Raw genomic sequence first — 14,088 nt, forward strand, 5'->3', positions numbered from 1 at the left:
TTAAAATCCCATTCATAAATATATGTGCTATCAGCAATCGAATTTTTTTCATAGTAAATAATTTTCGATTCGGATAAAAAATCCAATATGTTAATTTCTTTTTCTGAATAATTATAATTAATGGTTTTCTGTACCAATTCTTCTGTTACATAATTAATGACGCAAAAAATTAATTCTCGACTTCCTGTTATTTCATTTCCATAGATATCAGAGAATCCGATTAAATTATTTTCAGGTGATGGGCTAAAAAAATTTGTAGAAATAAAATCTGAGCCGATATCTGAGTTGTCAATTTTTGTATCATATTTTGTTAAAGTTCTCTCACCAATATTATACACTTCGAAATTAGAATCATGTAATTTTTTTGTGAAAATCAATCTTTTATCATTGCTAATAGAAGAATACTTAACATCATTAAAAGAGAAATTATAAGTTTCGGACTGTGAAAAAGAAAGTAGATTAGCAACGTTCATAATTTTAACAGTAGAACTATTGTAAGTTTTAATTCTAAATTTGTAATTATTTTGAGAAACTAAATTATTTACTATATAGCTTTTTTGTGTAGGGGGTAGATTAGCTATTTGAATAAATTGTCCTTCATTTATGCTTACTTCTACTTGAAAAGAATGTGTTGAGTAGGTATCGTTAGGATATTGAGCATTAATATCTTTCCAATCGATTCTAACTTGAGTTTCAGATAACTGTTCAAGGTTTGTAATTTCTGGAGCATAGCTAAGATTGTTTTCAGTCAGAAGATTGGAAAATCTACTTATTTGGTCATTAGTAGTGCCTCTAACTCCAAATTGATGGAACTCATTAAAAGACGAGTCGATCTTTATTACCTGTGAAGCAAATAGAGTATCGATTTCGACCCATTCACTTAAGTGCATGTTTCTATCATCTCCAGTTCGTTGATAAATAATAAAGGTGTCATTAAAGTTGGAATTATCTTTCCATGAAAAAGAAACTGTTGCTTCATCAATAAATGAAATGGTCAGATTTGTAGGATAGTTTATATTGATGTTTCCTGTTTCAATAGTTTTAATGCTGTTAAATGAGTCTTGGTAATCAAGTAACAATGCTGAGATTCTTAGATCAACTTTGTAAAGGATACTGTTTTCCTTGAAAGTGTAATTTTGTGTTTCATTGTTAATTGTGTCTAAAACTGCCCAATCTCCACTACCCAATCTTTTTTCTATCATAAAAGCATCAGCATATCCCCTAGAATTAGTTTCCCAAGCGATAGAAACCTGATTACCAGGAGTGTTAGGGGCACTGACCGATTCTAAGGGATCTAAGACTAATTCGTCAATTTCAGTACTTCCTAGAGAATCAGAGCTTTCAGAAAAAGAACGAACTCTGTAAAAGGTATCTACAGCTAATTTTTTTGTGCTGTCAATATATTTGGATGAGTTAGCTGGTAGAGTATCTAAATCAAAAAAACTTTCCTTATTTCCATAAGACTTTTGAATAATAAAGCCATCCTCAAAATCTGATATATCATTCCAGATAAGGGTAACGTTCTTCGAGGAGTCAATTGACAAAGCCAGGTTTCCGACATCAGGTGTAAATTGTCCATTCTCTGGATCATTCAAGTTATCCCTTTCAAACTCAGGTCCGGTACTGCAACTAAGTACAAATCCGGTTATCAATATTAGTAAAAGGCTTATTCTAAAAGTCATATCGCAAAGAGAGTGTGGTGTAACGATTGTTGTCTACAACTTCATTATTTAAATAAAAATCAATATCTGTATTTGAACGGTAACCACCTTCGGGCTTGGAAGACAAAGCATCATAGATATTAAATGCATAAATAATTGCTGTTAAACTAAATAAAGCAATTCTCTGATTGTCTTGTTTTTTAACAACACTTTGTTGACGCTCTATCTGATCACCTAATTCAAGAGCAACTTGTTCATTGTTAGTATTGTTGTACTGCTCTTTGAGATCATTAAACGTATTTAACTCTGAGTTGTATTGTCGCTTTTTTTGAATAGCAAAATATCCGGATAATAAAAAACTGCTTGACAAAAGATAGCCTTTCATTTTCTGTCTTTTATAGATCTGACTTGTACCGGGGATTACACTCAGAAATCTTGCAGCACTTTGCATAGGCTTGGCATATCCATCTACTACTAGAGCATTATCATTTTCGTTATTAAGGATAACGCCTGTCTGAGTATGCTCTCCGGTGTATTGATTACGTATATTTATTTCGTAGGGACCTGTTCTCATATTTACTTTAGCGGCTCCGAATCCATAATACTCACCATTAATTATGATCTCAGAGTCTTCATCCGAAACTACGATCAAATTCGATTTGTACTCCGGTTGTGTCGCAATATTATCAGTTAATGTATACACAGTTGGATCTGAAAGCTCAAAATCATGATCTATTACAATGGTAGTTGAGTCCTTGAAGTGTCTCCTGTATTGTATTTCTCCTGCTTTTATATGAGCAAGCGTTATCATGCGAGCACCGGGTTGAATTTTTACAGAGTCGCCGTTTGCAATTTTATAAGTGGTTCTTGTCTTATTCAGCATACTTATATAAAGCGAATCGACATTCGTATTTACTTTTAAGTAAGAAGAGTGTTTATCTGTTACACTGTTTTCTCTTGCTTTGAATAATGAATCACTAAGTATATCGAATCTGTAAAAATTGTTTGAACCGGGTAGGTTCTTTTTAACTGATGGAAGAGCTTCATTCCTTAGGAGTTTCGAAAACAGATCGCTGGGAGATTTTAGTATTTCTCTAAAGTTGATACTTAAGATATGTACCGAGTCTGAAATAAAGTTTTCTCTGATTTCAATTTCAGGAGAAAATTCCGGTATAACCCTGATTGCTCTGTCACCGGGTTCGATTTCAAAAAACTCACCTGAGCGTGCCTGTTTGGCAGATTCCAGGTTATCATCAATTAAAACATAGAAAAATTCATAGTTAGAATTGATCTGAATAGTTGCTACTGAATCAGGATTGGATTGAGCAGATAGAGTAACTGAGTAAGCCAGAAAAGCAAAGCTTAGAAAGGCTACCTTGCGTAGATAATTAGCGTTCATTTAGATAAAAAAAGCATTATTTTAAGATGAAATAATATAGTTAAATACATTAAGTAATAATAGAAACTTACTACTGAATTCCTAAATGCATTCATACAACCCATCTGCCATAGAAACCAAATGGCAAAAGTACTGGCTAGAAAATAAGACCTTTAAAACACCGACTGACACTTCTAAGCCCAAGTTTTATGTGCTGGACATGTTTCCATATCCTAGTGGGTCGGGACTTCATGTAGGTCACCCGGAAGGATATACGGCAACCGATATCGTTGCAAGATATAAAAGAATGAATGGCTTTAACGTGCTTCATCCAATGGGTTGGGATGCATTTGGTTTACCTGCAGAACAGTACGCAGTAAAGACAGGAACTCATCCAAAAATCACTACAGAGAAAAACGTAAATAAATTTCGGGAGCAGTTGCAGGCTATTGGCTTCAGTTATGACTGGGACAGGGAAATCAATACGACAGATCCTGATTATTTTAAATGGACTCAGTGGATCTTCCTTAAGTTATTTGAACGGGGTTTAGCGTACGAAGATGAAGTAGCTGTGAATTGGTGTCCTGAGTTGGGAACCGTATTGGCTAACGAAGAAGTAATTGACGGAAAGAGCGAAGTTGGTGGTTATCCGGTTGTAAGAAAGCCAATGAGACAGTGGGTTCTGAAAATTACAGAATATGCAGAACGACTTTTAAATGATCTTGAAGATCTGGACTGGCCGGAATCGCTGAAAGACATGCAGCGAAACTGGATCGGGAAATCGATCGGGGCAGAAGTAGATTTTCAGATCAAAGATCATAACGAAAAACTAAGAGTATTTACAACCCGTCCGGATACAATTTTCGGTGCAACGTATATGGTTATTGCTCCAGAACATCGACTTGTAAATGAGATCACAACAGATGATCAGAAAGATGCAGTTGCAAAATACAGAGCTGAAGTTGAGTTAAAGTCTGATCTTGAACGACAGGAATTAACCAAAGAAAAGACCGGAGTTTTTACAGGTGCGTATGCGATCAATCCGGCAAATGGTAAAGAAGTTCCCATCTGGATAGCCGATTATGTATTGGTGAGTTACGGAACCGGAGCCATAATGGCGGTTCCTGCTCAGGACGAAAGAGACTGGGAATTCGCTGAGAAATACGATCTTGAAATAGTTAGAACAGTTCAGCCGGAAGAAGGCTTTGAAGGGAAGGCGTATACCGGTAACGGACCTGCGATAAACAGTGACTTTCTGAATGGCTTAAAGATCAAAGAAGCCAAGCAAAAGATCATCAGATTTCTGGAAGAAAAAGGAGCAGGCAAGAAAGCGGTTAATTATAAACTTCGTGATTGGTTGTTTTCAAGACAGCGATACTGGGGCGAACCGTTTCCAATTATTCATGTGGACGGGGAAGCAAAAGCTATTTCTAAAGATGAATTACCACTGCAACTTCCGGAAGTTGAAAAATATGAGCCAACGGGTAATGGCGAGCCTCCTTTGGCAAATGCTACTGAGTGGGTAAAAACTACCGATCCTGAAACAGGTAAGGAAGCCATTCGCGAAACCAATACCATGCCGCAGTGGGCAGGTTCTTGCTGGTATTATTTACGATATATTTCACCAGATTTTGATGGAGGACCGGTTGATCCTGAATACGAGAAATACTGGATGCCTGTGGATCTTTATATAGGTGGCGCTGAACATGCGGTTCTTCATTTATTGTATGCCCGCTTCTGGCATAAAGTGCTTTATGATTGTGGGATATTATCTACAAAAGAGCCGTTTCAAAAACTTGTGAATCAGGGAATGATTCTTGGGGAAATGGAATACACATCCAAAGATGGAAATAAGCTTTCTGACGATGAAGTTGAGAAAAAAGGCGATGGATTTGTTGAGAAATCTACGGGCGCAAAAGTAGAAGCCAGAGCTCATAAGATGAGTAAAAGTCGGGGGAATGTAATTAACCCGGACAATATCATTGCTCAATACGGAGCAGATTCTTTACGATTGTATGAGATGTTTATGGGACCTCTTGAACAAGTTAAACCTTGGAGTACGAAAGGGGTGGAAGGGGTAAACCGGTTCTTAAACCGAGCCTGGAGATTGCTGATCAATGAAGATTCAGGAGAATTAAATTCAAAAATAAATGATGATGAGCCAACTAAAGATCAGCTGAAAGTATTACATGAAGCTATCAAAAAAGTAACGGAAGATATTGAATCACTCAGGTTTAATACGGCGATTTCTTCATTAATGATCTTCACAAACGAAGCCAACCAATGGAACACTATTCCTAAGTCAATAGCGCAGGATTTTGTGATCCTATTATCACCATTTGCACCTCATGTTTGTGAGGAATTGTGGAAATTATTGGGTAAAAATGATTCTATCGCATATGCTGAATGGCCTGAATTTGTAGAAGATTATCTGAAAGAAGATTCAATTCTATATCCGATACAGATCAATGGAAAAGTAAGAAGTGAGATAAATATCCCTTCAGATAAAGCTGTTGATAAAGAATTTGTATTAGCTCAGGCAAAACAGGATGAGAAGATAAAAGAGTATTTAAAAAGTTCAGAAATAATAAAGGAAATTTTCGTTCCAAAGAGGATAATTAATCTAGTTGTAAAGCCACGATAACTTCATTTAATTAAGCACATTTAATTAAAAAGCTTCATTTAATAATGTTATACTTTTACCGGTAATATATTTTACCGGATACAGTAGCAGTTATATTTATGAAGTATTTAAGAGTGCTTTTTGTTGAGGACAATCCCAATGATGTTGAATTATTATTTCGGCATATCAAAAAAGCTAATTTTGAGATTGAATATGATATCGCAACTTCCCTCGAGGAGATAGGCGATCTCACTGATAAATACAGATATGATATTTGTATTTGTGATTATAAGCTTCCCGGCTTTTCCGGTATTGATGCTGTAAAGCAAATCCACGAAATGGATAAAGATATTCCGGTTATCCTTGTTTCTGGTACCATTCCGGGTGAACAGGCGATCGATGCCTTATTATCCGGAGCTAAAGATTATGTTCTCAAAGATAATCTTCAAAGACTATTGCCTGCAATTGAAAGAGAATTGGATGCTCTTACCCAAAGGAGAGAAAAAAGAAAAAGCGATAGACTTTTAAATGCAATAGTCGATGGACCCATTGGAGTTAGAATTTCTGATAAAGATGGTACCATCATAAAAGTAAATAATGCATACTGTGATATTTTAGGATACGCTGAAGGAGAATTAGTAGGCAAAAATCTTTCGTTAGTAACTCCTATTGAAAGTAAAGAGGAAGCAGAAGAAGCTTATAACACACTTATTGATGGTGATGAATCAACGCTTTCTCAAATAAAAGAAGTCAAGAAAGACGGGGCTTTTGTAGATATACTAGTTAACTACAGTGTTGAGAAAACAGAAGATGAAGTTTTAGTCATTTCAACAATACAGGATGTATCAGATCTGTTGATGAATAAATCCTTTCTTGAACAAACAAGTAAAAGTGCCGGTGTAGGGGGATGGGAATATCATATTGAAACGGATGTTGTAAAAATGAGTCCTAAAATATTTGAAATATTCGAGATGGATGATATGACTGATAAAAACGCTGAACAACTTATTTCCATCTATCATGAAGACGACCGCCAAATTATCAGAGACGCATTAGTAGATTGTATTGCAAATAAAGTAACCAAAAGTTTGCCACTTCGAATAAATGGATTAAAAGGGACGGAAAAGTATGTAAGGCTTACTTTTGATCCTTTTGTAGTGAATGATGTAACCATAAAATTATATGGTTCCTTAAAGGATGTGACAGAAGAGAAATTACTTGAATTGGAAATCGAACAAAGAGAACAAAGATACAGGTTTTTATTCCACAACAATCCCAATCCTTTAATGATTGTTGATGATTCAGGATCAGAAACTATTATTGATGTAAACCATGCGGCAACGGAGCTTTATGGATATACCAAGGAAGAGTTTGTTAGTATGACCACATTCGATCTTAGGCCACCAGAAGATCATGAGATGTTTCAGAATATAGTTAATGGTCTGAGTGAGAAAGAAAAAGAGGGGATTAAAACAATAAGAACTAATCATTTAAAGAAGAATGGTGAATTGATCATTGTAGATGCTCATTGGAAGAAAATTAGCTTGGGAGGGGAAAGAAGCAGGCTGATACTTTTAATTGATAATACAGAAAAGGCAATGTTTGAACAGGAACTGATTAAAACAAACTCATTGCTAAAAACACTGATTGATTTAGCCCCAATTGGTGTGGTTACAGTAAATACGGAAGGAATTGTGGACAAGGTTTGGAATGCAGAGGCTGAAAATATTTTCGGGTGGACAAATGAAGAAGCTGACGGTAATTTCCTGCCCTATGCACTAAGAGACAAGAAAAGAGAAGCACAAAATAACTTAAAGAAGGTGGCAGAAACCGGCAGGACGGAATTAATAACTATCGAGAGAGAAACAAAAAAAGGAAAAGAAATCGTTTTAAGGGAGTATTTAACACCAATAATAGGCAAAGATGGTAAGGTTGAAAAGGTAATGCTCTTGATCGAGGACATCACCAATACTATCAAAGTGGAAAGAGCCTTAGTAGATAGCGAGCAAAAGTACAGGAATCTGGTAGAAGCCTCTCACGATCTTGTTTGGAGAATTGATATTGAAGGAAATTTTAGTTTTATCAATAATGCCAGTTCATCAATTCTGGGTTACAGGCCTGCCGAAATGATCGGAAATTCATTTGCTCCATATATAAATCCGTCAAAAGTAGAAGAAACAGTAAGTGTACATGAAAGTGTCATTAAAGGCGATGTTTTTGAAAGTTTTCCACTTGAAATGGTAACATCGGAAGGAGAACTCAGACACCTCTCTGCAACTGCTTATCCAATAGTGGATGATAATGGAATGATAGTTGGTTGCTCAGGCACAGCAACTGATATTACATATTTAAAGAACTACCAATCTCAGTTAGAAGAATCCTTAGCTGAAAAAGAAATTCTTATTAAAGAGATTCACCATAGGGTGAAAAATAATTTAGCGGTTATATCAGGATTATTTGCTTTGCAGGCTATGCATGTGGACAAAGATGACAATGAGACCCTAACAATTTTACAGGAGAGCCAATCCAGAATTAAATCTATAGCTGCAATTCATGAAAAGCTCTACCAGAATCATGTTTTTAGTAGCATAGAGATCAAAAGTTATTTAACCGATGTTGTTTCAGAAATAGCTGAGACTTATGAAAGAAATGATAAGAATATAGAAATTGAAGTGTTGGGAGATGAAGTTTCTTTAAACGTAAATCAAGCTGTTCCATTCGGTATTTTGGCAAACGAACTAATTGTAAATGCTTATAAGTATGCTTTTGATGGAAAGGACCTTGGAAAAATCAATGTAAGTTTAAATGTAGTTGGGAAAGAATTGATCTTTTGTGTTGCTGACAATGGTATTGGCTTGGCAGAAGGTTTTGATATCAATGAGTTGAACTCACTTGGAATGACATTGATAAGAACTTTGGCAGAGCAATTAAATGCGACATTTGATTGGGACACTAAAACAGGAGAGGGAGTTAATTTTAAAGTTAGTTTTGTTCCTGATACACTTATTAAATCCACTTGGATAAAAAAAAAGCCTGAAAACAAAATAATTTCCAGGCTTAATAAAAAGAGATGATACAGATCTTATCTGTTTTCTAAAGGAGTCCAGTCCAGATTCTTTTCACCTACATACAGCGCGCGTGGACGAATTAATCTGTTGTTAGCAGCTTGTTCCATAACATGGCCGGTCCAGCCCGAAACTCTACTCATTGTAAAAATACAAGTATATAGATCCGGCTCAATACCAATAGAATAATAAACGGTAGCTGAGAAGAAATCTACATTTGGGTCAATGTTTTTTTCTTCTTTCATGGTGTTGAGCATATCCATACTCCAACGGTACAATTCTTCATGTCCTGTTTCTTCAGAAAGAGCTTTCGCCATTTTTTGAAGGTGATATCCGCGTGGATCAAAAACTTTATATACTCGATGACCAAAGCCCATCATTTTTTCTTTGCTGTCCAGTTTTTTCTTTGTGAAAGCAACTGCATCGGCATCTTTACCTTGTTCTGAAAGTTCAAGAAGAGTATTCATTACAGCAGTGTTAGCACCACCATGTAAAGGGCCTTTTAAAGCGCCAATCGCTCCGGTAACAGAAGAGTACATATCAGCCATAGTAGCAGTGATAGTTCTTGCCGTAAAAGTAGAAGCGTTCATCCCGTGTTCGGCATGAAGGATCAAGCAAAGATCCATTGTTTTTTCAGCTTGCTTACCCGGCTTTTCTCCATTTAACATATAAAGGAAGTTAAAAGCTGTACTGCCTTCTTTCAACGGAGCGATGATCTCTTTTCCTTTTCTGGATCTGTCAAATGCTGCAATTATAGAAGGAATACGGGCAGTGATTGAAATAGCCTGATCCATGAACAGGCTTTCGTCGAACTTACCAAAGGTTGAGTCGCTGTCTGCCAACATAGAAACCGAAGTTCTCAATACTGCCATTGGCTCAGCATCTTTACTGGTAGATTTAATATAATTAAGAACAGCTTCAGGTAATTCTCTGTGATCAACCAATTCTTTTTTCAGGTTTTCTAACTCTGAACTGTTTGGCAGCCGATCATTCCAAAGCAAAAAACAAACTTCTTCAAAAGTAGCATTTTCCGCTAATGTGTCAATATGATAGCCAGAGTAAATAAGATCTCCCACTTTACCATCTATAAAACTTTTGGTAGTAGAAAAAGCTACAATACCATCAAGTCCCTTGTTAATGTGTGGATATTCTTGTTCGTCAAAACCAGTATGTAAATCAGAAGACATTCGATCTCAAAATTTAGTGTTTAATAATTTCTTGTGCGTCCTTCAGTCAGGTATCCAAGCACTAAACCTTTTTTAAATCTCAATCGTTTAGTTTGGATTAAACTCTATCCTTTTTTGGGAAGAATAATAAAATAAGATTATCTGGAGAAAATTGTCGAATTAATTTATTCTTTTAACATCTGTAAGCGCTTTTCTGCATTTAGTGATCAAGCAGATTTGTGCGTGAAGAAATGTTAATTACTTTTTTGCTTGATTCCACAATTCATCCATTTCTTCAAGAGTGGCTTCTTTCAGTGTTTTGTCTGATTTCTTCAGTTCCGACTCTATAAATTTAAAACGCTTTTCAAATTTTTTATTGGTTTGTCTTAAACTATCCTCTGCTACTAAATTGAAGTATCGGGCTACATTTACCATAGAGAATAAAACATCTCCAAATTCCTCAGATGAAGCATTTACATCGTTTTCCTGAAGCGCTTCTTTAAACTCATTTAGTTCTTCATCAAGTTTTTCCCATGCGAGTTTCCATTCAGGCCAATCGAAGCCAACATTGGCTGCTTTTTCCTGCATCCTTTGAGCTCGTATTAAAGCCGGGAGATGATTGGGCAATCCATCAAGAGTAGATTTTTTACCTTCTTTCAACTTAATATTTTCCCAGTTCTCTGCCACTTGTGTTTCGCCGGAAACTGCTTCTTCACCAAAAACGTGTGGATGTCTTCTGATCAGTTTTTCCATCAGCGTGTAGATTACATCACCAATATCAAAAGTATCAGTTTCGCTGGCCATATTACTATGAAAAACTACATGCAATAAGAGGTCTCCGATTTCTTTTTTGAATTCATCGAAGTCGTTATTGTCTAAAGCATCTATTGCTTCATAAGCCTCTTCTACCAGGTTGTCTTTAATGGAATGGTGTGTTTGTTTTCTGTCCCAGGGACATTCTTTTCTAAGTATTGAAACCAGTTCAATCAGATCTTCAAACTTTTTGCTAGGCTGCATAAAAAATTAAGAATTAAGAATTCAAGATTAAGAATAATGTACCAATCTTTAATTCTTAATTTTGAATTTAACTAAGTTTTTTTCTTTTTCTTCTTGGCCGCAGGGAAGAGTATGTTATTTAGTATTAAGCGATATCCAGGGCTGTTGGGATGAAGATCCAGATCTGTAGGAGGATCATTTACCCGATGAGTATAATCTTCAGGATCATGACCGGCATAGAATGTCCACGTTCCCTGTCCATAGTTGCTGTGAATATATTTCACCTGATTTCTACCCGGTGATTCTGCCAGTATTACTACTGATGATTTAACTTTTTCCTTTCTGAAAGCAGTTGTTTGTCCATAAAAGCCTTTTACGGAACTTACATGATTTTGAGTGAGCATGGTTGGCACCGGATCCCACTTGGCTGAAAATTCAAAAAGTGTAAAGAAGTCTAATGATTGATCCACCTCTCTGATCTGCACAGGAACATCTATATCTGCGTGTTCATATTGGTAAGGATCTATAATGATATTGAAATCTTCGAATGCCAGAGTTTTAGAATAGTCCAGATCGTTTTGAGCATTTGGGTCAACAGCGTCGCCATCAAATTGATTAGGAGCGATGTCAATACCCTCTGCTGCCAGTGCGATGTCAAAAGTATCTGTTCCGGAACACATCGCAAATAGGAATCCACCATTGCCGACATATTCTTTGATGGTTCTTGCTACAGCTTTCTTTTGCTCACTAACTTTAGAAAAACCCAACTCTTTTGCCATAGCTTCCATTTGCCTGACCTGTGCAATATACCAGGGAACGCCATTGTATGAAGCCCAAAACTTTCCATACTGTCCGGTAAAATCCTCATGATGGAGGTGAAGCCAATCATATTCATTCAACTTTCCTTCCAGTACTTCAACATCCCATATCTTATCATATTCTACTTCAGCGTATGTTAGGGCTAGGGTCACGGCATCATCCCAAGGCAAAGCTTGATCAGGCGTGTAGACGGCAATCTTAGGCGCTTTTTCCAAGTTAACAACCGAGGTGTTAGAACCGGGACGCTCTACTTCCTGAACAATGGAAGCGGCTTTTGCTGCACTGACATTTTCTAAACTTACGTTTCTTAATCTGCTTTTTCGAACAATATCATTATCAACTGTTACCAAAAAACTTCCACCGCGGTAATTAAGCAGCCACTTTACCGGATACCCGTCTGTGACATGATTAAAGATAACTCCATATGCTTTAAGGTGATTGGTTTGTGAAGCATCCATTGGGATCAGTACCTGTTGCTGTGCATTCAAACTGAATCCAAGTACAAATACAAATAGAATGGAAGATGTTATCTGCTTGATCATGTCAGGTATTTTTTTCTGATAATTTTGTAAGTCTTTTTCGTGCATAAGGAGCGTAAAATCCTTGTGGATATTCAAGAATTAGTTCTTCATAAAATGAGATCACTTCGCTGATAGAAATTTGAACCTCCGGATCAAAGCTTTGGTCCGTCTCTGATTGTATAAAAGCTTGGTCAGCAAATTTAGCTCGTTCCCACATCAATCGTTCCCGATTAGAAACTACTTTATTCTGAACCAGAACTTGATTGGTCAAATTATAGGTTGATTGTGCATTATGCGAAGGATTTTTAGATAGAAGTAAAACCGCATCATCATATAACGGAGCTTCCGGTGATTCTTCCAGATAAGTTAAAAGCATATTTTTTGCATCTTCATAATTTCCGGTCACCGTATTAAAGTAGGCTTCAGCAAATGGTTGAATTGATTTACCGGAAGAATCAGCACTTAAGCCTTCCTGAATCCACAATCTTAGTTGGAGGGCATCATTCGCATAGTAGGAAGTATTTTGTCGGCCTAGTGTCTTTAACTGGATAGTTGAAAATTCATAGTCTGATGAAAAGAAATCAGTAAGAGCGAGGAAATATCTGGTTTTCTCTGCCAGTTCACCAATTCCGGCTAGTTTATTGCTTTTTGTTAAAGAGATTCGTGCTTGTGAATACTCCTTTGTTGCGATATCAATTCTGCCTTGTATATAAAATTCTTCGGCAGTTTCTTTTTCCTGATTTATCTTTCTAAGATGGTTGAGGATATTTTCAGCAGCATCTATATCGTGAATATGATCAAGTACGATCTCGGACTTCATCAAAAGTACTCTTGATATATACCTATAGTTTGGGGCGCTTTCGATTATTGAATTTGTTTGCGCTAATGCTTTGGTAAATAAAGTGTCTTTATGATTGGTGAAGTCCAGATTAAAATCTTCGATTTGTTTAGCCCATTCAGAATATACTTTTGCTAATTCTTCCTGACTTTGCCATTTAACATTCCCTTCGGCTTTATTTATATAATATTCAAAAGCACTTGTTGCCAATTCAAATTCTTTATTTCTCCTCAGACTTCTGCCAAGTTGGAAAAGAGAATAATTAAAATTAGACGTTGAACTTTCAAATGCGGTGGCGGAAGCTAAGGCTCTGCGATACAATTTATTTTCCTGTAGCAACCATATTTGAAATCGAAATAGCGTATTGTATTCAGGTTTGTTGATCGGTATTTCATTCAATTTATCTTCAATTTCAAGAATGGTAATATCATTAAGTAATGGATCGTCAAATCGTAGAAGAACTCTCTGTATATTTGAAATTTGATCCGGTTGAGCAATTAGCCAATCGATCCATTCCTGCACGGCACCTTCGTAATTCCCTGCCTGGAGTAGTGTTTTAGAAATATCATTATGAAAGAGTTGAGGATTATTAAAAGCTACTCTGGCTTGTTTTAAAACATTTACAGCTTTTTCAAACTCATTTACATCAGTCATGATATTTGAAGTTGATATATAGAGCTGAAGATTGCGTGGATTGCCGGCTATATTATCATTCCATATAGAATAAGCTTTCGCTGTGTCACCTTTAAAATGATAAAGTTTGGCTTTTAGAATATTTACTTGTGCAGAAATATTAGAGGAGAACGGAGTTTCAGAAATGGCATTTAACCCTTCATCATATTGTTTTAACTGTATAAAACATTCTATATATCGATCTGCAAAATAGAACTCAGATGGATTATTTTGGACAAGCTTTTTAAAAACAGGTAGAGCAGCTTCGTAATTCTGTTGCTGCATAAAACGATTACCCAATTGGAATTCATTACCAACCTGAGCTTGCGTATTTACAGGCAAAATCAGC

At 36.2% G+C, this 14,088-nt stretch carries 7 protein-coding genes and 1 pseudogene; 2 read left to right on the top strand and 6 right to left on the bottom strand.

Going from position 1 to position 14,088, the window contains the following annotated elements; all coding sequences use genetic code 11:
• Together A8B79_RS05345 and A8B79_RS05350 are read right to left on the bottom strand one after the other, a co-directional pair.
• Positions 1 to 1,595, bottom strand: a pseudogene (locus tag A8B79_RS05345) (fibronectin type III domain-containing protein); the annotation flags it as partial.
• A gap of 76 nt (positions 1,596 to 1,671) precedes the next feature.
• A complete protein-coding gene (locus A8B79_RS05350) occupies positions 1,672 to 3,060 on the bottom strand; it encodes a DUF5683 domain-containing protein (protein WP_066219072.1) in 1,389 nt (462 codons plus the stop codon).
• An 85-nt stretch (positions 3,061 to 3,145) separates the two neighbouring features.
• Here A8B79_RS05350 and leuS point away from each other — a divergent pair, with 85 nt between their 5' ends.
• Positions 3,146 to 5,683, top strand: a complete 2,538-nt coding sequence (gene leuS, locus A8B79_RS05355) for a leucine--tRNA ligase (RefSeq protein WP_066219074.1) — start codon at positions 3,146 to 3,148, stop codon at positions 5,681 to 5,683.
• A 98-nt stretch (positions 5,684 to 5,781) separates the two neighbouring features.
• Complete coding sequence (locus tag A8B79_RS05360) at positions 5,782 to 8,736, top strand: response regulator (RefSeq protein WP_066219077.1); 2,955 nt, start codon at positions 5,782 to 5,784, stop codon at positions 8,734 to 8,736.
• 8 nt (positions 8,737 to 8,744) lie between these two features.
• On the opposite strand, the gene A8B79_RS05365 is transcribed toward A8B79_RS05360, so the two are convergent.
• From A8B79_RS05365 to A8B79_RS05380, 4 genes are all read right to left on the bottom strand, one after another.
• Positions 8,745 to 9,914, bottom strand: a complete 1,170-nt coding sequence (locus A8B79_RS05365; protein ID WP_066219080.1) for a citrate/2-methylcitrate synthase — start codon at positions 9,912 to 9,914, stop codon at positions 8,745 to 8,747.
• 237 nt (positions 9,915 to 10,151) lie between these two features.
• Positions 10,152 to 10,910 carry a nucleoside triphosphate pyrophosphohydrolase gene (gene mazG, locus A8B79_RS05370; protein WP_066219084.1) on the bottom strand — a complete coding sequence of 253 codons (759 nt, stop codon included), beginning with the start codon at positions 10,908 to 10,910 and terminating at the stop codon, positions 10,152 to 10,154.
• Between the two features lie 71 nt (positions 10,911 to 10,981).
• A complete protein-coding gene (locus A8B79_RS05375) occupies positions 10,982 to 12,250 on the bottom strand; it encodes an asparagine synthetase B (protein WP_066219867.1) in 1,269 nt (422 codons plus the stop codon).
• 1 nt (position 12,251) lies between these two features.
• Positions 12,252 to 14,081: a tetratricopeptide repeat protein gene (locus tag A8B79_RS05380; RefSeq protein ID WP_153038359.1), complete on the bottom strand. Its 1,830-nt coding sequence runs from the start codon at positions 14,079 to 14,081 to the stop codon at positions 12,252 to 12,254.
• Positions 14,082 to 14,088: the final 7 nt, after the last annotated feature.

This window comes from Balneola sp. EhC07, from assembly GCF_001650905.1.
GTDB lineage: Bacteria > Bacteroidota > Rhodothermia > Balneolales > Balneolaceae > Balneola.